The 20,700-nt window shown below is 65.6% G+C and carries 18 protein-coding genes; 7 read left to right on the top strand and 11 right to left on the bottom strand.

Annotated elements, in window-relative coordinates; translation table 11 throughout:
- Positions 1 to 20 precede the first annotated feature (20 nt).
- From CXY75_RS17915 to CXY75_RS17950, 8 genes are all read right to left on the bottom strand, one after another.
- Positions 21 to 1,091, bottom strand: a complete 1,071-nt coding sequence (locus CXY75_RS17915; protein WP_233202003.1) for a right-handed parallel beta-helix repeat-containing protein — start codon at positions 1,089 to 1,091, stop codon at positions 21 to 23.
- 45 nt (positions 1,092 to 1,136) lie between these two features.
- Complete coding sequence (locus CXY75_RS17920; RefSeq protein WP_104084148.1) at positions 1,137 to 2,279, bottom strand: cysteine desulfurase family protein; 1,143 nt, start codon at positions 2,277 to 2,279, stop codon at positions 1,137 to 1,139.
- Between the two features lie 4 nt (positions 2,280 to 2,283).
- Complete coding sequence (gene nadC / locus CXY75_RS17925) at positions 2,284 to 3,162, bottom strand: carboxylating nicotinate-nucleotide diphosphorylase (RefSeq protein WP_104084149.1); 879 nt, start codon at positions 3,160 to 3,162, stop codon at positions 2,284 to 2,286.
- Positions 3,156 to 4,751 (bottom strand): L-aspartate oxidase, encoded by a 1,596-nt coding sequence (gene nadB / locus CXY75_RS17930; protein ID WP_104084150.1) that lies wholly within the window; start codon positions 4,749 to 4,751, stop codon positions 3,156 to 3,158. The genes nadC and nadB overlap by 7 nt, the downstream gene beginning before the upstream one ends.
- A 1-nt stretch (position 4,752) precedes the next feature.
- Positions 4,753 to 6,099 carry a quinolinate synthase NadA gene (nadA, locus tag CXY75_RS17935; protein ID WP_104084151.1) on the bottom strand — a complete coding sequence of 449 codons (1,347 nt, stop codon included), beginning with the start codon at positions 6,097 to 6,099 and terminating at the stop codon, positions 4,753 to 4,755.
- Between the two features lie 42 nt (positions 6,100 to 6,141).
- Positions 6,142 to 6,861 carry an NUDIX domain-containing protein gene (locus CXY75_RS17940; RefSeq protein WP_104084400.1) on the bottom strand — a complete coding sequence of 240 codons (720 nt, stop codon included), beginning with the start codon at positions 6,859 to 6,861 and terminating at the stop codon, positions 6,142 to 6,144.
- Positions 6,862 to 7,067: 206 nt separating this feature from the next.
- Positions 7,068 to 7,835, bottom strand: coding sequence for a polyprenol monophosphomannose synthase (locus tag CXY75_RS17945; RefSeq protein ID WP_104084152.1), 768 nt, complete (start codon positions 7,833 to 7,835; stop codon positions 7,068 to 7,070).
- 4 nt (positions 7,836 to 7,839) lie between these two features.
- Complete coding sequence (locus tag CXY75_RS17950) at positions 7,840 to 9,315, bottom strand: glycosyltransferase family 39 protein (RefSeq protein ID WP_104084153.1); 1,476 nt, start codon at positions 9,313 to 9,315, stop codon at positions 7,840 to 7,842.
- Between the two features lie 210 nt (positions 9,316 to 9,525).
- Here CXY75_RS17950 and CXY75_RS17955 point away from each other — a divergent pair, with 210 nt between their 5' ends.
- Positions 9,526 to 10,356, top strand: coding sequence for a carbon-nitrogen hydrolase family protein (locus CXY75_RS17955; RefSeq protein ID WP_104084154.1), 831 nt, complete (start codon positions 9,526 to 9,528; stop codon positions 10,354 to 10,356).
- Between the two features lie 44 nt (positions 10,357 to 10,400).
- Here CXY75_RS17955 and CXY75_RS17960 read toward each other — a convergent pair whose 3' ends face one another.
- Both CXY75_RS17960 and CXY75_RS17965 read right to left on the bottom strand, forming a co-directional pair.
- A complete protein-coding gene (locus CXY75_RS17960) occupies positions 10,401 to 10,793 on the bottom strand; it encodes an ATP-dependent DNA ligase (RefSeq protein WP_233202004.1) in 393 nt (130 codons plus the stop codon).
- A gap of 161 nt (positions 10,794 to 10,954) precedes the next feature.
- Positions 10,955 to 12,070, bottom strand: a complete 1,116-nt coding sequence (locus tag CXY75_RS17965; protein WP_104084155.1) for an alpha/beta fold hydrolase — start codon at positions 12,068 to 12,070, stop codon at positions 10,955 to 10,957.
- Positions 12,071 to 12,302: 232 nt separating this feature from the next.
- Between CXY75_RS17965 and CXY75_RS17970 the strand changes: the two genes are divergently transcribed.
- The gene (locus CXY75_RS17970) at positions 12,303 to 13,376 is read left to right on the top strand and encodes an alkene reductase (protein WP_104084156.1); all 1,074 of its coding nucleotides are present in this window, start codon (positions 12,303 to 12,305) and stop codon (positions 13,374 to 13,376) included.
- A 79-nt stretch (positions 13,377 to 13,455) separates the two neighbouring features.
- Here the strand turns inward: CXY75_RS17970 and CXY75_RS17975 are convergent, their stop codons facing one another.
- Positions 13,456 to 14,700 carry an aminotransferase class I/II-fold pyridoxal phosphate-dependent enzyme gene (locus CXY75_RS17975; RefSeq protein WP_104084157.1) on the bottom strand — a complete coding sequence of 415 codons (1,245 nt, stop codon included), beginning with the start codon at positions 14,698 to 14,700 and terminating at the stop codon, positions 13,456 to 13,458.
- 117 nt (positions 14,701 to 14,817) lie between these two features.
- Here CXY75_RS17975 and CXY75_RS17980 point away from each other — a divergent pair, with 117 nt between their 5' ends.
- The 5 genes from CXY75_RS17980 (at position 14,818) to CXY75_RS18000 (ending at position 20,648) form a co-directional block, all read left to right on the top strand.
- Positions 14,818 to 16,455, top strand: coding sequence for a S1C family serine protease (locus tag CXY75_RS17980; protein WP_104084158.1), 1,638 nt, complete (start codon positions 14,818 to 14,820; stop codon positions 16,453 to 16,455).
- 137 nt (positions 16,456 to 16,592) lie between these two features.
- Positions 16,593 to 17,648 carry a glycosyltransferase family 2 protein gene (locus CXY75_RS17985; RefSeq protein ID WP_369826756.1) on the top strand — a complete coding sequence of 352 codons (1,056 nt, stop codon included), beginning with the start codon at positions 16,593 to 16,595 and terminating at the stop codon, positions 17,646 to 17,648.
- Between the two features lie 4 nt (positions 17,649 to 17,652).
- Positions 17,653 to 18,477, top strand: coding sequence for a CDP-alcohol phosphatidyltransferase family protein (locus tag CXY75_RS17990; RefSeq protein WP_104084160.1), 825 nt, complete (start codon positions 17,653 to 17,655; stop codon positions 18,475 to 18,477).
- Positions 18,464 to 19,357 carry a glycosyltransferase family 2 protein gene (locus CXY75_RS17995; RefSeq protein WP_104084161.1) on the top strand — a complete coding sequence of 298 codons (894 nt, stop codon included), beginning with the start codon at positions 18,464 to 18,466 and terminating at the stop codon, positions 19,355 to 19,357. The genes CXY75_RS17990 and CXY75_RS17995 overlap by 14 nt, the downstream gene beginning before the upstream one ends.
- Positions 19,358 to 19,373: 16 nt before the next feature.
- The gene (locus tag CXY75_RS18000; protein ID WP_104084401.1) at positions 19,374 to 20,648 is read left to right on the top strand and encodes a CDP-glycerol glycerophosphotransferase family protein; all 1,275 of its coding nucleotides are present in this window, start codon (positions 19,374 to 19,376) and stop codon (positions 20,646 to 20,648) included.
- Positions 20,649 to 20,700: the final 52 nt, after the last annotated feature.

Below are 20,700 nucleotides of genomic sequence, written 5' to 3' on the forward strand. Positions count from 1 at the left end.
ATCAGGTCCTGCCGATGTTGTCAGGGCATCTGGCAGATCACGTTCATTACGCCCTCATCGGCATTGGTCGCGGTGTTGTTGCACTCGACAATATTGTCCAGCTCCGGTGTCAGCGAATAGCCGAAGCCTGGACCGTTCACGGTGGCGACGTTGTCGCGAAAGACAATATCTGTTCCCCAACCATCTTGGATCTCGTGGGTCTGAAAACCGTCTTGGAGCGAATTAGTGCCGACGTTGGATTCGATGACCCAGCCGTTTCCCTTGATATCCACCCACGAGTCGGCCTCGCGGAGTGCCGACCCGTCAAAGGTATTGTTGCTGACGATTCCGTTGCTCGTACCTTCTTTGACGTCGACGCCTTCCGACGTGGTCTGGGAGAACGAATTGCCGGTGACCGTGTTGCGATCGCTCCGGTCTGGTTGGCATTCGCTGATATCGCACCAATTGCTCTCGGCGGTGCCAATGTAAACACCTTCGCCAAATTTCGGTTTACGCAACCCGGTATCGAAAACTGTGTTGTCGGCCACGATATTGTCGGTGCTGAACCGTCGCAGGTGAATGGCTTCGTCACCGATGGTCGAGACGGTCAGCCCGCGAATGGTCGATCCGACGGTCCCATCAGCCATGACACCTTTTTGCCCATTGGTGACGGAAGATCCCCATAGATTCCAATACTTTGCACCATCGAGATGTACGACGTAGCCGTCCATCGGATCGCCGCCGTCGAGCACGCTGTCGATTTCGCCGCAGAGAGTGATCGGTGCGTCGATGGTGCCGGAGGTCGTTGCGACGAAATTGCCCTGGTAATTGCCGGCCGCCAGAGCGATAACGTCATCCGGGGCGGCGTCGATCAGTGCCAAAGAAAGCTCGTCAGCGGATGAAACGTTGACCGTGGCGCGCGGGCATCCGACGACTCCGCGTGCTGGAGGCACCTCGGCCAGTCGCGGTGCGGGCGTCGCGCTGAGTGTCGACGACGATGGCGCCGATGTCGCGTTCTGAGGAGTGCAGCCTGTCACGTTCAGCACGAGCGCGAAAGTTCCGATGCTCAGGCTCACGAGCACCAACCCATGGATCACCTGAGATTTGCTCACACCGATGACCTTAGCGTTTATCGGACCGGTCGACCGGCCACCGCGTCAGACGCCGAGGCCGGCCACTGCAGCGACAGCTGCGCGAACGGATACCGCCGCCTCGGCCGCCTCCGCCGCCAACGTGCCAGCACCCAGCGTGAACCGCACCGCCGTCTGAGCCAGGTCACCCGACACCCCCATCGCGGTGAGCACGTGCGAGGGCTCGTTGCTTCCGGCCGCGCAGGCGGACCCACTCGAACAGACAATGCCGCGAGCTTCGAGCTCGAGCAGCACCGCCTCGCCGCTCGTGCCGGGAAACACGAACGACGCGGTGCCGGGCAGACGTGCGGTTGGGTGGCCGGTGAGCCGAGCCGATGGCGTCTCGCGCAGCACCGTACTGATGAATTCGTCGCGGAGCGCGCTCGTGCGGGTGGCCGTCAGTTCGCGTTCCTCGGCCGCCAGGCGTAGCGCCACGGCCAGGGCAACCACACCAGCGACGTTCTCGGTGCCGCTGCGTTTGCCGCGCTCCTGGCCGCCGCCGTGCAGCAGCGGTTCGATTACGAGGCGGCCGCGCAGAAAGACCGCGCCGATTCCGGGGGGAGCGCCGAGTTTGTGGCCGGAGAGGCTCAGCGCGTCAACGCCGAGCGTTGTCACGTTGAGATCGAGCCAGCCGCCGGCCTGGACAGCGTCGGTATGAAACGGCACGCCGGCCGCGCGAGCCACGGCCGCGAGATCGGCGACGGGCTGCACGGTGCCGACCTCGTTGTTGGCGTAGTGCACCGAGACGAGGGTGGTGTCTGGGCGGAGCGCGCGGGCGAGAGAATCGGGGTCGACCCGGCCGGCAGCATCCACTGGCAGCAGGGTGATCGTAAAACCGTGCAGCCGGCGTAGGTAGTCGCAGGACTCTAGCACGGCCTCGTGTTCGATCGGGGTGGTCACGATGTGGCGGCCGCGTGGGGCGCCGAGGGCGATTCCCTTGATGGCGAGGTTGTCACTTTCGGTGCCGCCGCTGGTGAATGTGACCTCGCCGGGGCGGCAGCCGAGCGACCGGGCGACGCTCTGCCGCGCCTCTCGCAGGGCTGCTGCTGCGGCCTCACCGACCTGGTGGTGGCTTGACGGGTTGCCGAAGCTGCTAGTCAGGTGCGGCCACATCGCCTCGAGCGCTTCCCGGCGCACCGGGGTGGTCGCGGCATTGTCCAGGTAGATCATGGGTTCAAAGCGCGAACCCGGCCGGCGCGTTCACCCTGATGGCGATGTCCAACCCGAGGTCGAGCGACTGCACGCTATGAGTCAGTGCCCCGACCGAGATGACGTCGACGCCGGATGCCGCAATGTCGCGTACCGTAGCGAGCGACACACCACCACTGGCCTCGACGATCGCCCGGCCGGCAACCTGCTGCACGCCTTTAAGTAGGTCGTCCGGGCTGAAATTGTCGAGCATGATCGTGTCGATGCCCGCCGCGAGCACGTCGTCGATCTGGTCGAGTCGGTCAACCTCCACCTCGAAGTGGGTGGTGTGCGAGAGGCGCGCGCGCACGTCACGCAGCGCCTCGGTGAGGCCGAGCGGTCCGGCCGCGAGCACGGCGAGGTGGTTGTCCTTGGCCATCACGGTGTCGGAGAGGCTGAACCGGTGGTTGTGGCCGCCGCCGTCCCGCACGGCTTGGCGCTCGAGGGCGCGCAGGCCGGGGGTGGTCTTCCGGGTGTCGACGATGCGGGCTCTGGTGCCAGCCGTTTCGGCGACATACTGGGCGGTGAGGGTGGCGATTCCACTCATCCGCTGCACAAAGTTGAGACCGATACGCTCCGCCTGCAGGATGCCGCGGGCCGGGCCGGTCACCTCGGCTAGCGTTGCGCCGATCTCAAACCGGTCGCCGTCGGTGACGAACTGGCGTACCTCGATGCGGGGATCGGTGAGGGCAAAGGCTGCGGTGAACACGGCGCTACCGCTGTACACGCCGGGTTCGCGCGCTTCGAGTCTGGCGGTGGCGACGGCGTCTTCGGGAATGAGTACTGCCGAGGTGAGGTCGCCCCAGGGGGCGTCTTCGTCGAGGGCGGCTTGGACGACAACGGTAATGGAGTGAGCGGTCAGCATGCGATGGCCTCCTTGGCCGGAACGAGAGTGAGTGAGTGTGAGCGACGTACTTGCGAGACTGAGCGTGCGAGCTCTGGCCGGGTGGCGGCGAAGTCCGAGCGGTAATGCGCGCCGCGGGACTCCTCGCGCGCCAGAGCGGCGGTGACCAGCAGGCGGGCGAGGTCGAGCAGGTTTCGATCTTCGACGGCGGCGACGTCGAGGCTGGTGGGGTCGGGAGCTGACCAGGTGGCGAGAGTGCTGGCGGCGTGCTTGAGGCCGACGCCGGAGCGGTGTACTCCGGCGTGGTCCCAGAGGAGCTGCTGGAGCGTCTCGCGGTTGACCAGCGTGCCCAGATTGGCTGACGATGTTCCGATGGCGGTCACGGCAGGCTCGACCAGCGGGTGGGGTCGGGTCGCGTTGTCGAGGGTCGCGCTGGCACGCCAGGGCTGCCCCAGCGCGCGCACGGCGCGGTCGGCGAACACGGCGGCCTCGAGCAGCGAGTTGGAGGCGAGCCGGTTGGCGCCGTGCGCTCCGGTGCGGGCGACCTCGCCGACGGCGAAGAGGCCGGGCAGGCTGGTGCGACCCCAGTCATCCGTTTCGATGCCGCCCATCCAATAGTGCGCGGCCGGGGCTACCGGAATCGGATCGACCGCCCAGTCGAGGCCAGCCGCGCGGCAGGCGGCGGTGATGGTCGGAAACCGTGTTTCGAGCAATTCGCGCCCGAGCGCGGTTGCGTCGAGCAGCGCCGGAGCGCCGCCCTGCCGCTGCATCTGGCTGGCGATGGCGCGGGCAACGACGTCTCGTGGCGCGAGCTCGGCGTCGGGATGCTCGCCCTGCATGAAGCGTTCGCCTAGTTGATCGCGCAGCACGGCGCCTTCGCCGCGCACCGCCTCCGACACCAGCGGAGTGCCCGGCACCGCGAGGGCGGTCGGGTGAAACTGGTAAAACTCCAAATCAGCGACGGATGCCCCGGCTCGCCACGCCGCAGCCACCCCGTCCCCGGTCGCTACCGAGGGATTGGTGGTGTGCGTGTATAGCGCGCCGGCGCCGCCGGTGGCGAGGATCACGGCATCGGCAGCCAGCGAGAGCTGTCCGCCGTTCGGACCGAGCACCCGGGCGCCGACAACTTCGCCCCGGTCAAGAATCAGGTCGACCAGCATGGTGTGCTCCCGCACCTCGATGGCAGCTCGGCGTCGAACTGTGGCTACGAGCGCGGCTTCGACCGCGGCTCCGGTCGCATCGCCGCCGGCGTGCACGACCCGCGAGCGGGAGTGGGCGGCTTCGAGCCCCCGGGCAACGCCCGATTCGTCCCGGTCAAAGTCCACGCCGAAACGGATGAGGTCGCGTACCCGCGCCGGGCCTTCCTCGCACAGCACTCGCACGGCGGCCGGGTCGCAGAGTCCGGCGCCGGCGCGCAGCGTGTCGAGCACGTGCGCGTCGACCGAGTCGTCGCGAAACAGGGCAGCGGCGATGCCGCCCTGGGCGTAGCGGGTATTGCTCTCCGGCAGCACCGACTTGGTCACGAGCACGACCCGGTGGCCGGCATCCGCTGCCCGCACCGCGGCCAGCAGGCCGCCGAGACCGCTGCCGATGACGAGTATTGAGGCCATGTCAGGCGCCGACGGCACTCAAGACCGGCGCAGTGGTTACTGGCACAGCGGATGCCGGTGGCCGGGCTGCCAGCATCCGCTCGAGGGCGACCCTGGCGTACCCGGCAACGTCGGCCGACACCGTAATCTGATTGAGCACCTCGCCGGGTTGTTCGCCGCCACCGACGAGCGCTTCGAGCACCCAGGCCAGGTAGCCGGCGTGGATGCGGTACATGGTCGAACACGGGCAGATCACCGGGTCGAGGCAGAAAATCTTGTGCTCGGGGTGCTGGGCGGCGAGCCGGTTGACCAGGTTGATCTCGGTGCCGATGGCGAAGGTGGTGCCGGCCGGAGCTGCGGCGATGGCCTTGGCGATGAAGTCGGTCGATCCGGCCGAGTCAGCGGCGTCGACGACCTCCATCGGGCATTCCGGGTGCACGATAACCTGCACGCCGGGGTGCTCGGCCCGGGCGGCATCGATCTGCGGCACGGTGAAGCGGCGGTGCACGCTGCAAAATCCGTGCCAGAGCACCACCCGGGCGGAATCCAGTTGCTCGGCAGTGTTGCCGCCAAGCGGCTTGGTCGGGTTCCACATCGGCATCGCATCGAGCGGAACGCCCATGGCCTTGGCGGTGTTGCGGCCGAGGTGCTGGTCGGGAAAGAACAAGACCCGCTGACCGCGTTCGAACGCCCACGTGAGCACGGCTTGCGCGTTCGACGAGGTGCAGACGATGCCGCCGTGCTCGCCGCAGAAGCCCTTGAGCGCGGCGGAGGAATTCATGTAGGTGACCGGAATCACCGGAACCCGGCCAGAGGCATCCGCTTCGGTGCCGTACAGCTCTTCGAGCTGCTCCCAGCACTCGGTCACCGAATCGATGTCGGCCATATCGGCCATCGAGCAGCCGGCGGCGAGGTTCGGCAGAATCACGGCCTGGTCGGGGCCGGAGAGCAGATCGGCGGTTTCGGCCATGAAATGCACGCCGCAAAACACGATCGCTGCGGCGTCGGGGCGGCTCTGGGTGGCCCGGGCGAGCTGAAAGCTGTCGCCGACGAAATCGGCGTGGCGTAGCACCTCATCGCGCTGGTAGAAATGGCCGAGAATGACCACCGAGTCGCCGAGCGCGTTCTTGGCCTCGACGATGCGGGCGCTGAGTTCTTCGGGTGACGCGGTGCGGTAGCGTTCCGGCAGGGCGCCCTGCCGCGGCGAACCAGCGGGAATCACGTCGCCCATCGACGAGCCGGGGCCGTAGCCGGGCGTGCCAGCATCGAATTCCCACGGCGCCGTCGCCAGGTCGGGGCTGCACGTGCTGCCGGCGGCTGTGCCGGTGCTGATGAGACGAATGGTGGTCTCGACCGAGGGAATCGTCATGAACGTGCTCCTTGAAAAGTAATGGGGTCAGGGGTGCGAAGGCTAGAGCGCCGGCCCCGGTGGGTCGTGGTCATTGGCCCGATCGTCGTAGCGGTACAGCCGGGCCGGCCGATGCCTGGCCCCGGCCACGTGCTGATCGGTGCTGATCAGGTTGCCGCTCGCCTCGATCGACCGACGAAAATTGGCCGGGTCGAGCGCCTTCTGCAGCACGGCCTCATGCACCTCGCGCAGCTGGGCGAGGGTGAACGTGTCACCGAGAAAGGCATGAGCGATGCGGGCGTATTCGACCTTGGTGCGCAGTCGCCAGAGCGCGTATTCCACGATGCGGTTGTGGTCAAAAGCCAGTGGGGGCAGCTGGTCGGCGGCAAACCAGCGCACGTTGTCACCAACGGATGCCCGCTCCGCGACCTCCGAGCGCACCAGCGCCCAGTACACGACGGAGACCACTCGCAGTCCCGGGGAGCGATCGATGTCGCCAAAGGTATACAGCTGTTCCAGGTAGCGCGGGGACAGATCCGTGGTCTCGCGCAGTGTGCGCCCGGCGGCGGCGGCGAGCTCTTCGCCGGCCGGCAGCCACCCGCCGGGCAGCGCCCACAGATCCCGGTGCGGGTCACGTGTGCGCCGCACCAGAGGGAGCCACAGGGTCTTCAGGTGGGATTCTTCGTCGGGCCGGAGCGCGAAGATCACGGTCGACACGGCCAGGCTGGACGCGGCAGCGCTCGCCGCGGCGCCTCCGACGGCGAGCGGGTTCTGCTTCGCGATCGGTAGTGTCTGCGCGGTATCTTCCAGCACGTGGGAATCCAGTCGTAAAGGTCTGGTTGACTTTAACTGCTGGAACCATCATATAGTCAAACTGACTCAAACCCCGAATGTGACGAGAACCTTGTTGTTCTCCGTGCTCGATTGCACAACTCATTCACCTGCGGTCGTCCCCTGCTGATCGACCAACGGGCCGCATTTGCGGGGTGTCAGGCTCCGCGGGCTGCCGCGGCGGCGCGCGCGCCGGCTCGACTGATGCCCATGCCCGTCATGCCCCACAGTGTCACCCGAATCATTGCCTCGATGGCGATGCGCGGGCTCATCTTCGACGAGCCGCGCACGCGTTCGACGAAGGTGATTGGAACCTCGACCACGCGCAGGTTGGCGCGCACGGCGTGCAGTAGCATCTCGATCTGAAAGCAGTAGCCGAGGCTGTCGACGCTGGAGAGGTCCATTCGCGCCAGCGCGCGGGCCGAATAGACCCGGTAACCGCCGGTGGCGTCGCGCTGGGGCAGCCGCAGCAGCATCCGCGAGTAGAGTGATCCGCCGCGCGAGAGCGCCCGGCGATGCCAGGGCCAGTTCTCGATGGCTCCGCCAGGCACCCAGCGTGAGCCCATCACGACGTCGGCCGTTTCGGCAGCCGTCAGCAGGCTCGCGAGCTGTTCTGGCTGGTGGGATCCGTCGGCGTCGAGCTGAACGAGCTGGGTGTAGCCGTGGCCGAGGCCCCAGTCAAACCCCTCGAGGTACGCGGCACCGAGGCCGGTTTTGTCGGTGCGGTGCAAAACGTGCACGGCCGAATCCGAACCAGCGATGTCGTCGGCAAGAGCGCCGGTGCCGTCGGGGGAGGCGTCATCGACGACGAGTACATGGCACGCCGGAACGCTCGAACGCACCCGGGCGACAATGTTGGCCACGTTCTCGGCCTCGTTGTAGGTAGGGATGATCACCAGGGTGGTCGGTGCTGATCTGATAGGCACTGGCTTACCTCGTCATTTCAATAATGATGGTGCGGTTGACCAGCGTCGTGTGTTCGACGCGGAATCCTTGCAATTGCAGCGTGTGGACATCCGTTTGTTTCTTCCATTCCGCACTCCCAAAGTATTGCAGCAGCCAGACCGTGTTGAGGTTTGCGACGGCCGGCAGAACGTCGGTCAGCGGGGCCACTTCGTCCCACAGCCAGGCGGTGTCTCCGTAGGAACGAGTCAGGGTCACGTCCTGCAAGCCGGCGAACGCGGCAGGGTAGAGATGCATGGCCAGCCGCGGAATGCGTGACGGGCGCACGCTCTGGTCGAAGACGACGCCGTCGCCTGGCCGGGCCGCGGCGGCCAGCACCGCAGCCGCTTGCCGCCAGTCGCTGCCCTCGTTCTTGCCGTAGTCACCGCGCTGCACGGCGTATGCCGGCAGGATGGCGGCCACGATCAGGGCGATGCTGACGGCCCGCAGCCAATTATTGGCCAGGGCTGAAACTCCCACGGCAATCACGATTCCCACCGCCGGCGCGCAGATCGAGAGGTAACGCAGTGAGTACATCGGGGTGACCAGCGCGGTTCCGATCAGCAGAATGCCGCTTGGCAGCACCATCCAGGCCACAAAGATGCAAAGTGCGCTGCGGCTTGGCAGCCCGGCCCGTCGATGTGTTCCGCGGCGCCGCAGGAACACGGCCAGGATGGCCACGATGATGAGCGACCAGGCCATGATCGCCACCGGAACGGTGTCAAACCACTGCATCACCGCAGCTTCTAAGACCGTGACCCGCGGCCGCCGGCCGATGAACGCGATTTGCTCACGCTGCGCTGCGCCGGTGAGAAGGATGGGCACGGCCAGCAGTAGCCCGAGCATGCTCGCGCCCAGCCAGAACACCAGACTCTGCCACAGTTGTGCGGTGGGTTGGCGAAGCGGATGCTGGCGGGCCAGCGCCAGGACTGCAACGGCATGCACCGGAAGCAGCAGGGCCAGGTAGAGAAAGACATACATTCCGGCCGCGAGCAGAACGGCGTAGCCGCCCCATAGGGCGATCTGCCGGCGGTGACTCGCGGTGCGGCTGCGCACAGCGTGCACGAGCAGCACGGTGAGCCACACGCCCATGGCCGTCGCGATTGCCGCCGATCGCGCCTCTGACCCCATGTAGGTCACCCGAGGGAGAATGGCGAAGATCAGGCCGGCACCAACACTCACGCGTCGGGGCACGAATTTTTCGGCCAGTACGACGGTGCCGGCGGCAGCGACACCGATGGCGATCGCGCTCGGCAAGCGGGTGGAGAGTTCGGTAGCGCCGAACAGGTCAATCCAACCGTGCAGAAACAGGTAGTAGGCGCCGTGCACAGCGTCGATGTTGCCGAGCATGCCAAACAGCGAGGCGATTGACCGCTCGGCCGACATCACGCTAGCCGCTTCATCGCCCCAATGCGACGGCTGCCACGACCAGGCGACCGACACCACGAAAGCCACCAGGCCCACGAAAAAAGTCGACCATCTGGTTGACGGAAGCGTGAAATGACGTGGGTATAGCGCGCGAGAAACCACGGAGTGGGGCGCGATAGCGGAGGTCACCCTGTCAACCTACCCAGCAATGGTTGATGGCAGCCTCCGAATGGCCCCGAGTTCCCTGCAAACACCAATCCGATGAGCATCCGGCTTCGGCATAGCGCCGCCAGCTAGGCTATCGCCATGAACCCTATCGCGCAGACCGATGATCCCGCAGCGATTGGCGTTGCGGTCGCTCAGTTTGCACCGGGACCCGATCGCGCACAGAACCGGGCGGTGATACGTCAGCTCGCCACGACCGCAGCACGGCGCGGCGCGCGCATCGTCGTCTTCCCCGAATACTCCGCCTTCTTCGAACCGAAACTCGGGCCGGCGTTCGTGGCCGCCGCCGAGCCGCTCACCGGGCACTTCGTGACGTCGCTCGCGGCGCTCGCCGCCGAGCTCGGAATACACATTGTGGCAGGCATGATCGAAACGACCAAAGACTCGGAACGGTTCTCCAACACCCTGGTCGCCGTCGATCCAACCGGGAGCCTGGTGGCGACCTATCGCAAGCTGCATCTCTACGATGCTTTCGGCGACCGCGAATCCGACTGGGTGCTGCCGGGCGACATCGACGCGCCGGAAACATTCGAGGTCGAGGGCCTGTGCGTCGGACTGCAAACCTGTTACGACATCCGCTTTCCCGAGGTCACCCGTCGACTCGTCGATGCCGGGGTTACCCTGACCGTCGTACCGGCTGAGTGGGTGCGCGGCCCGCTCAAGGAACACCACTGGCGCACCCTGCTGACGGCCAGGGCGCTCGAGAACACCATTTTTGTTGCCGCCGCCGATCACACACCGCCGATCGGTGTTGGCACGAGCATGATCATTGATCCGATGGGCATTGCGCTGGCCAGTCTCGGTGAGGCAGCGGATGTCGCGGTCGCCTACCTGGCGCCGGCCCGCGTGAGAGCGGTGCGTGCGATCAACCCGGCCCTGGCGCTGCGCCGGTTTGCCGTGATTGAGCGCTGAACCGTTCAGCCTCGAACCATTCAGTCGCTGGCGCTGCGCCGGATCTAGTGTTCGCTGACGCTCGCCTTGGTCTTGTGGGTTTGGGTGGCCGCGCGAATGCCAATGGCCGGTTCGACCCTGGGCGTCTGGTGGGCGTCAAGGGCCGCACTCTCTTCCGCGGTGACGACGAGCCCCTGGGAACTGTTGGCCGAACGGGTGAGCTGAGCAACCCAATTCGGATTAATGGTGGGGGCATGCCCGCCGGAAAACTTGAAGTAAAGCGGAATGGCCGGGTGCAGCCACGCCGAACTGCGCCCGTCGCCGACCACGGCCGCATCCCGCCAGGAGAGCACAAAGCTTTCGCCGCGGCGCAGTTTTTGAATAATGACGAGCTGCAGATGGGCCAGCATCCGGTCATCGAATTCCACGACGACACGATCATATGTGAGCGAGCCCATAACTGCTACCTTCGGTCGGACGTGCTGCCCTCAGCGAGACACGGAGGGTATGGAAACACTGGAGCCGGAACGAAAGCGAAGCTTGCACTTGTTTGTGGAACCGGGTACTACTAACCACTGTCCTCCGTTCGGGGGGCAAACACAAGCGATTCAGTAAGCGCTCAGGGGATCGTCACAGTGCTGCAGGGGATGACCGGTAGTGGAGCCGCGAATTCAAGCCGGAGCAGAACTTCGAGGGGACGCTCGATCTGCCCGAAGTGCCCGGATCCCGCGATGGTACTGATCACGCACTGCGGCACGGCAGCCCGCAACCGCACGTCGTCGTCGGCCGTGACGAACACGTCGTTGTCGCCGTGCACAGCGCGAACCGGGCAGACGATCTGGGCCCAACGCCCTGGTGCGTCGTACGCACCGGCGCGAACGGCCGCGAGAACGAACCCGGCCGGGCGTACCTCGGTGCCGAGGGCGACGACCACGGTCGAATCGATGACTCCTGGACGGCGAAACAGCGGCGCAACGAGGCCGCGCATCAGATTGAGCCGTGCCAGGACCCTGATCAGGCCAGAGCTCGCGCCGCCGCCGAGCCGCACCAGCCGCAGCAGCCGCATTGTCAGCAGCAGCGCGGAGAACGCGGGCAACACCGAGAAATGACGAATGGGGTGACGCACGCTGTCTTGGATCGAAAACGATGTGGCCGAGACCAGGCCGACGGATGCTGTCGCCCGCGTCTCGCTCGCCGCCAGCTGCAGCGCGACGAAGCCGCCCATGGAATGACCAACGACGTTCCACCGTTCGTAGCCGAGGGCGCGGGCCATTTCGGCGACGGTCTCCGCCATCGACTCGACGGTGAGGGTCGATTCGTCGGCGGGAAGGGGGGTGTCGCCCCAGCCCGGAAGGTCGGGAATGATCAGGTCGTCCAGGTCGCGTTCGGTCGCGTGGGCCGCTTGCAGCAGGGGGGTCCAGGTGGTCCACGAGCCGGCCGCGCCGTGCAACAGAATGGTCGCGGTCGCACTGTTGGTGCGGCGACCGTGCCGCACCACAACCGGACCGCCACGCAGGCGCATCGAACTCGTGGTCAGACCAAAGTGGAGGGCATCAGAGTCGAGGGCAAAGGGACTGTAGCCAAGCACGGTTGCCGGCGGGGCCGGCCGAGGGCGGGATGCCGGAGCCGGCTGGGGGGAAGGCAGTGGGCCGGGCTTCGGTCGTTGAGGCGGGGTCTCGAGGGCGCTCACCACGGAGAGGTCTCTGCTCGTTCGTCGGGTCATCACGATGCTCATGTGAATAGTTCGGTGCCGGGGCCGCGCCGGATTGCTCCGCGGGGTCACAAAAGATGTAAGACGCAGGTAGAACGCACACGAACCTCACGTTGAGCCGATTAACAGGCAGGAATATCGAGTACGCCGCGACCGTTGGCGCGTAGGTACGAAACGCGACGATCGTAGCCGCGTGCTTCCCGAACCTGTTTGGTCTCACCGGCCGAGTGACGTCATATTTTAGAAAGAAGTACCCGTGAACCTCTTTTCCCCGTTGACCCTGGGCGATCTCGATCTGCCCAACCGCCTCGTGATGGCGCCGCTGACCCGCATCCGCTCTGGGCAGTCTGGTGTTCCCGGCGAGTTGGTTGCCCTGCACTACTCCCAGCGCGCAACGCTCGGCCTGATTGTGAGCGAGGGAACCTACCCGAGCCATGCTGGACAAGGTTTTCCGGGCCAGCCCGGCCTGGTTGAGCCGGAGCAGCTCGCTGGCTGGCAAGCAGTGACCGATTCGGTGCACGCTGCCGGCGGTCGCATCGTCGCGCAGATCATGCACGCCGGCCGGGTCACCCACGAGGCCACCACCGGCGGATACCAGGTTGTCGGACCGAGCGCGATCGCCATCAGCGGCCAAACCCGCACCTACGACGGTAAGAAGGAGCTTCCGGTTCCGCACGCCCTGAGCGAAGACGAACTGCCCGGCATTATCGCCGAGTTTGTGCGCGCTGCGCAGAATGCCATCGCGGCCGGATTCGACGGAGTGGAGGTGCACGGTGCTAACGGCTACCTGCTGCACGAATTCCTTTCGCCGACCTCTAACGTGCGCGACGATTCCTTCGGTGGGTCGCCCGAGAATCGCGCCCGCTTCGTCATCGACGTCGTTACCGCGGTCGCTGCGGCAATCGGTGCTGGCAAGGTTGGCCTGCGCATTTCGCCGGCGCACAACATTCAGGATGCCCTCGAAACGGATGCCGACGACCTCGCGGCCACCTACGGCGCCCTCGTTACCGGGATCGCCCCGCTCGAATTGGCCTACCTGAGCGTGCTTCACGCCGACCCGGCCGGGGAGTTCGTGCAGCACCTGCGTGTCCGCTTCGGTGGCAATTTCTTGGTCAACAGCGGATTCGGCGTGATTACCACGCGTGACGAGGCCCTCGCTTTTGTTCGCGACGGCTTCGCCGATGCCGTCGTGGTCGGTCGTGCGGCCATCGCCAACCCCGACCTGGTGCGCCGCTGGCAGAACGACCTCCCCGTCAACGAGCCAAACCCCCTCACCTACTACGCCGACGGCGCCGAAGGCTACACCGACTACCCAGCCCTAGCCTCGTAACGTTCTAACTACCCCGCGAGAGCGCAAAAAGTGCCCGATTGACGACCTCAATCGGGCACTTTTTGCGCTCTCGCTAAACCTACCGAGAGCTCAGAGCCGCTAGCTGCGCGGAGGCTTGCTCCAAGAGTTCGACCTTTTTGCAGTAGGCGAAACGCACGAGGGGCGCATACTCGGCCCGGTTCGCGCGGGAACAGAACGCCTGAATCGGCACGGCGACGATTCCGGTCAGCGCCGGCAACCGGCGGCAGAGCTCGGCGCCATCGGAGAAGCCGAGCGGCGTCGCATCCGCCACGATGAAATACGAACCCTGCGGAACGCTGATGGCGAAGCCGGCCGCCCGCAGCCCGGCGGCCAACAGGTCTCGCTTGCCCTTCATTACGGTGGCGATGCTGGAAAAATACGAGTCCGGCAGGTCCAGCCCGACGGCGATGGCCGGTTGAAACGGCGCCCCATTAACATAGGTAAGAAATTGCTTCACCGCGAGAATCGCCGTGACGATCGCCGCCGGCGCACTGAGCCAGCCCACCTTCCAGCCGGTGAGGCTGAACGTTTTACCGCCGGACGAAATAGTGACCGTGCGTTCCCACGCCCCCGGCAGCGTCGCGATTGGAATATGCGGCGCCCCGAACGTGAGGTGCTCGTAGACCTCGTCGGTGACGATGATCGCGTCGTGCCGGTGCGCGAGCTCGACGATCAGCTCCAGGGTGTGCCGGGGAAAAACCGCGCCGGTCGGGTTGTGTGGATCGTTCACGATAATCAGCCGGGTACGGTCGGTGACGGCAGCACACAGGGCATCGAGGTCCGGTTGAAAATCCGGGGCCCGCAGCGGAACGGTGCGATGGATGCCGCCACCCAGGCCGATCACGCCGCCATAGGCATCGTAGAACGGTTCAAACGTGACAACCTCGTCACCCGGCTCGATGAGCGCCAGAATGGTTGCCGCGAGCGCCTCGGTCGCACCGGCCGTGACCAGAATTTCGGTCTCCGGGTCGAGCGTCAGCCCGTAGAACCGTTGTTGGTGCCGAGCGATTGCCTCCAAGAGCACCGGCATCCCGCGGCCCGGCGGGTACTGATTCACCCCGGCGCTGATAGCCTGGTGAGCTGCCTCGAGCACCTCGGCGGGGCCGTCTTCATCCGGAAAACCCTGGCCGAGGTTGATGGCGTGTGTGCGCACCGCTAGGGCACTCATTTCCGCGAAGATACTTGCGGCAACGTTGCCGTCGTCGTCGAGGAGTCCGGCCCCGCGGGCTGTGCGCCGCCACGCGCCGGAAATGGGTACGGTGTGTCGTGCCTGAGCCTGACGTCTCTGAGTAGAATCCTGCATGGTCTCCAAACTATCGCCCCGGCAAGGTCTCGGCTCGATCATTGGATGCTCTCAGGGCGTACATATCGAACGTTCAGGTTTGGGCGCAAAGCTGGATTTGCTTGGAAGGAGCACCCGATGACCGACAACAGTAAAGATTCCGGCACAACCCCCGACCGGCCCCATGACGCCGCAACCTTTGCCGTGAATCAGTCCGGCGAGACAACCCCACCGACCGTGCCGCTCACTGACGCCCCGGCCACGCCCCCTGTACCGACGGCGCCGCAGGTCGCACCGCCGGCCAATTCCGAGCCCGCCGTGCCGGTCGTGCACGCAGCATCCGTTTCACCGGAGTCCGCTGCGAACGAGCCCGCCGCGACCCAGCCCAGCTACCCCAGCACGAGTCAGACCGCTGCCTACCCGACGGATGCTTTCGGTCGCCCCATCGAGACCCCCACCGCGTCGACCTCTACCTACGAACCGAGCGTCGCCCCGGAGGCCTACGCCACGGCGGATACCTACCCCGCGCAACCGTTTCTCGCCGGCAAGAATAAGGGATCCGGTCGTCGAAAGAGCAGTGTCGCCCTCGTAGCTGCCCTCGCCATTGGTGCGCTTGTCGGCGGATCCTCCGGTGCCGGCATTACGGCCCTCATGATGAGCAACCAGAATAACGCAGTGCCGGTCAGCCAGGCTGCCGGCCCGAGTACCGTTGTCGTCAACAACACTGCGAGCGTCAACCAGATCACCGCCGTCGCGGCCAAGGCCTCGCCGAGCGTTGTGACCATCGAGGTAGCCGGCAGCTCGGCCGGCGGCACCGGCTCTGGCGTCATCCTCACCGACGACGGCTATGTGCTTACCAACACCCACGTCGTCACCCTCGATGGTGCAGCCTCCGATGTGAAAATCGAGGTGAAGAGCAGCGACGGTAAGCTCTACACGGCCACCCTGGTTGGTACAGACCCCATCTCCGACCTCGCTGTCATCAAACTGACCGACGCCAGCGGCCTGACCCCGATCACCTGGGGCGATTCGTCCAAGCTCAACGTCGGTGACAGCGCCATCGCCATCGGCGCCCCGCTCGGCCTCTCCGGCACGGTCACCGACGGCATCGTCAGCGCTCTCAACCGCAGCATTACCGTCGCGAGTTCGGCAGCACCATCCTCACCTGACACCACGACACCCGACAACGGCGGATCGCAGAACCCCTTCTTCTTCGACTTTCCGAACCCCGATGGCACCCCATCCCAGGGCGGTCAGACGGCCACCGCCAGCATCGCCCTCCCGGTGATTCAAACGGATGCCGCCATCAACCCGGGAAACTCCGGTGGCGCCCTGCTCAACGGCAGCGGTGAACTGATCGGCATCAACGTCGCCATCGCCAGCGCCGGTAGCACGACGGCCTCCTCAGCTGCTGGCAGCATCGGAGTCGGGTTCTCGATTCCGTCGAACTTCGCCAAGCGCATCTCCGACGAGATTATCGCCAACGGCACGGCCACCCATGGCTTGCTTGGAGCGAGCGTGAAAGACGCCTCGAGCTCGACCAGCAGCACGGTCGGCGCGCTGATCAGCACGGTCAGCTCGGGTGGCGCGGCCGACAAGGCTGGTCTGAAGGCCGATGACGTGATCACCAACTTCAACGGTGTTCCCATCACGGATTCGATCGACCTCACCGCTCAGGTGCGCGTCCTCCCGGCCGGCGGAACGGCCGACCTCACCTACGTGCGGGACGGCAAGTCAATAACCATCTCCGTCACGGTTGGCGAACTCACGAGCTAAGGCACGCTCCGCCCCTGCCATAGCGTCGCCGGTACTCCGGCGGCGCTATGTGTTTGTCAGTACGCGCTTTCCCGAACCCGGCATTTCGCCATTTGCCGGGCTGGTAGGCTCGATCGTCCTACCCCATAATCGGAAAGCTGGCCAGCCAGGTGCACCAAGGTAGTACGGGATTTCTGCCCGGGGTCTCGTACGTGATGCCCGTGCTCAACGAGGCGACCCACGTACGGGCCGCCGTTGAGAGCCTGCTGGCGCAGGACTATCAGGGCCCCTTCGAGGTCACCCTGGCCCTCGGCCCCAGCATCGACGGCACCACCGAACTGGTCGAAGAGATGGCCGCCGTTGACGCGCGCATTCGCGTCATGGCCAACGAGATCGGTTCGACGCCGGCCGGCCTAAACATCGCCATCAGAGCCTCGCACTACGCCGTGGTCATTCGCGTTGACGCGCACTCGGTACTGCCGCCCGACTACGCCCGCATCGCAGTGGAGACCCTCGAACGCACCGGAGCCGACAATGCCGGCGGCATCATGGATGCGCGCGGCATCAGCTCTTTCGAGCGGGCCGTTGCTCGTGCCTACGGCACCCGCATTGGCCTGGGCGGCACGCCACACCACGTTGGCGGGGCGGAAGGCTCAGCCGACACGGTGTACCTCGGCTGTTTTCGCACCGAGAGCATTATCAACGTCGGCCTCTTCGACGAGGGAGTGAAACGCGGCCAGGACTGGGATCTCAACCGACGCCTCCGGGAAGCTGGAGGCCTGGTCTGGTTCACCCCGAAGCTCCGGGTGCTCTACCGGCCCCGCCCAAACCTGGCTCAGCTGGCCAGGCAGATGCTGTCGACCGGCCTCTGGCGCGGCGAGCTGGCCCGGCGCTACCCGGCGGCCAACGGCATCCGCTATTTTGTGCCACCGGCCATGGTGCTCGGCGTGGCCATTGGACTGCTCCTCGGAGTGGGCGGAATCGTGCAGTTGGCGCTCGGCGAAGCGCCGTGGCTGCTGCTGGGCCTGATCGTTCCGGCCGGGTATCTACTCATCGTCGTCGTCGCGACACTCACGGTGGCCAGACCAGACGGATTTCGTGCCGCCGTGAATTTTCTCGTAGTCTTGCCGTGCATTCACTTCTGCTGGGGGGTCGGGTTTGTGCTCGGCTACCTGAAACTCACCAGCAACATCACGGCACACACGGGAAGGTGAGCGGATGACCAGTTCGTCCAGTACCGCACATCACGGGCGGGCCCGACCGGAGTCGATCGCCCAGTTGCGCGCGGTGGCACAGCCGCCCGAGGTGCGCCTGCGCGCCAACGCCGAGCATTGGACCGCGAGCCTGTACCTGCGCGATCTGTCGCCGTACCTGACCTGGATGCTCCTAAAGACTCGCATCTCGGCCAACGGCGTGACCGCACTGATGATTCTGGCCGGCTGGTCCACTGCGGCAGCCCTGCTGATCCCGGGAATCTGGGGCGCCGTGCTCGCGCTCGTGCTGAGCCAGGTGCAAATGCTGATCGACTGCTGCGACGGAGAAGTGGCGCGCTGGCGCGGTAGCTCGTCGCCCGCTGGAGTTTTTCTCGACAAGGTCGGCCACTATTCGACCGAGTCGCTCATTCCCATTGCCCTGGGCATTCGAGCGGCGTCCTACCCGTTCGAGTCGCCGGAAGATTTCTTGTGGACCAGCCTGGCGCTGCTGCTTGCACTTATTATTGTGCTGAACAAGGCGCTCAACGATATGGTGCATGTCGCTCGGGCCAATGCCGGTTTGACGAAACTGGCCGACACCCACGGGGAGAAGACCCCGACCTCGAGCGTGATCGCCCGGATTCGCCGCCTCGTGCGTTTCGTGCCGTTCCACCGGTTGTATCACTCGGTCGAACTGACCATGGTGATCTTCGTCGCGGCCGTGATCGGGCTGTTCCTCGGCCAACCAGTCGTCGACCGGGCCGTGCTTGTCATTCTGGTACCGCTCGCGTTTCTGTCTCTCATCGGCCACTTCGTAGCCATCATGGCGTCCAAACGTGTCCGTTCCTAACGAGCGCACTGCCCAGCCGACTGTCGGTGTCGTGGTGCTCACCCAGGGCACCCGGGCGGAAGATCTCGATCGGGGCATCCGCTCTGTCCTAGCCCAGCAGGGCGTCACGCTCGACGTGGTTTGTGTCGGCAATGGCTGGGAGCCGACCGGTCTTCCGACCGGTGTGCATTCGCTCGCCCTGCCGACGAATCTCGGTATTCCGGCTGGGCGCAACCGCGGGGTGTCGCTCGTCACCGGCGAGTACCTGTTCTTTCTCGATGACGATGCCAGCATTCCAGACCCGTATTTTCTCATCGAGGCGATCGGCAAGATGCGCGCCGACCCCACAATCGGCTTACTGCAGCCCCGGGTCGAAGACCCGGCAGGAATCGAATCACCCCGGCGGTGGATCCCGCGAATTCGCAAGGGCGAAGCGACAGAGCCCGGCCCAGTGTTCTCCGTCTGGGAGGGCGCCGTCCTGCTGCCGCGCGCGGTCTTTGACGCGACCGGCGGGTGGGCAGAACCGTTTTTCTACGCCCACGAGGGTGTCGAGCTGGCCTGGCGCGTCTGGGACCAGGGCTTAGTCGCGTGGTACGCGGGCGACCTCGTCGCCAACCATCCGGTGATCCTGCCGACTCGGCACGCCGACTACTACCGGCTGAACGCGCGCAATCGGGTTTGGTTGGCGCGCCGCAACCTGCCGGCGCTGTTCGTGCCGCTGTACGTGGGTTCCTGGACCGCAATTCAGGTTCTGCGTTGGGGCCTGCGCAATCGCCCAGCGCTGCGCGCCTGGTTCGGCGGCTGGCGCGAAGGGTGGCGCAGCGATCCGGGCGCGCGGCATCCGCTTCGAGCACGCACGGTCTTGCGCATGAGCGTCGCCGGGCGACCACCGATTGTCTGACGGGTAGGCTGGTTTGGTGGTAATTCGCAAAGACGTCAGACGTGCCCTCAAGCTGGTCAAGGATGTTATCGCATCCCGCAAGGCACAGCGCGCGCTTCGAGGCCCACTGAAGTCGCGGGAATTACGAGAAGATAACCACTTTAAGATCGCCGTCTATTTTGCTGACGGGCCGGTCAACATGTATCAGATGCGGCAGTGGTTCCAGCCGCTGGCCACCCTCGCGAAGACCTGGCCTGTGCTCGTCCTGAGCCGCACCGGCGGTGGCACCCTCAAACTCATGAAAGAGTCCCCGGTTCCGGTGGCCTATGCGCGCACGGTGCCGCAGCTCGAGCAGATCGTTGCCGAGCAGGACATCCGCATCGTGTTCTACGTCAACCAGAACCCGCGTAACTTTCAAATGATGCGCTATGGACGGTGCTGGCACGTTTTCATCAACCACGGTGAAAGCGACAAAATGTACATGATCACCAATCAGTTCAAGGCCTATGACTATTCGTTCGTGGCCGGAGATGCAGCCCTGGCCCGACTAGACCGGGTGCTCTGGGACTACGATTTCGACAAGCGCGCCATCACGATCGGGCGCCCGCAGGCCGACTACTTTAGCGGCGAGCTGCCATACACCCCCGACGAACGCCAGGTCGTGCTCTACGCCCCCACCTGGGAGGGCGACCGCGCGGCCGCAGCGTACGGCTCGATCGCGTCGCACGGCGTCGCTCTCGTCACCGCACTTCTCGCCTCTGGTACCCACCGCGTGATCTACCGCCCACACCCGCGCAGCGGCGTCGTCGATCACGCCTACGGGGCGGCCAACAAGACCATCATCGCTGCCATCGCTGCGGCCAACGCTCGTGATCCCCACGCCCAGCACGTGTACGACTTCAGCCCCGATCTCGGCTGGCAATTAGCCGCAGCGGATGTGGCCATCGTCGATATTTCCGCCATGGTCTACGACCGGCTCGCCACGGGCAAACCGCTCATGATCACCAGGCCCGTAAACCCCACGGCCGTGATCGACACCAGCGGTTACCTCTCCGACTGCGAATGGCTGTCGGCCGACCAAACCTCCGACATCGTCGTCCACGTTGACCGGCTCACCCACGACGACCAGGCAGTGGGGCGGCTGCAGGGCTGGGTTCAGCTCTACTTTGGCGACACGACCCACGGCGTCGCCACAGCTCGCCTGCACGAGGCTGTGCAGCACCTCATGGACGAGTGGGACCGGTTCGCCGCCGTACACGACGCCGACGCCCCGATCATGCCCGATCCCGCGACCAGCCGCGGCGACGAGTAGTCCGTCGACGCGGCCATGTGCTGCTTGCGCGCCCGGCAGGCCACGCGCGCGC

Origin of the sequence: Cryobacterium sp. Y11, assembly GCF_002929535.1 — a bacterium.
GTDB lineage: Bacteria > Actinomycetota > Actinomycetes > Actinomycetales > Microbacteriaceae > Cryobacterium.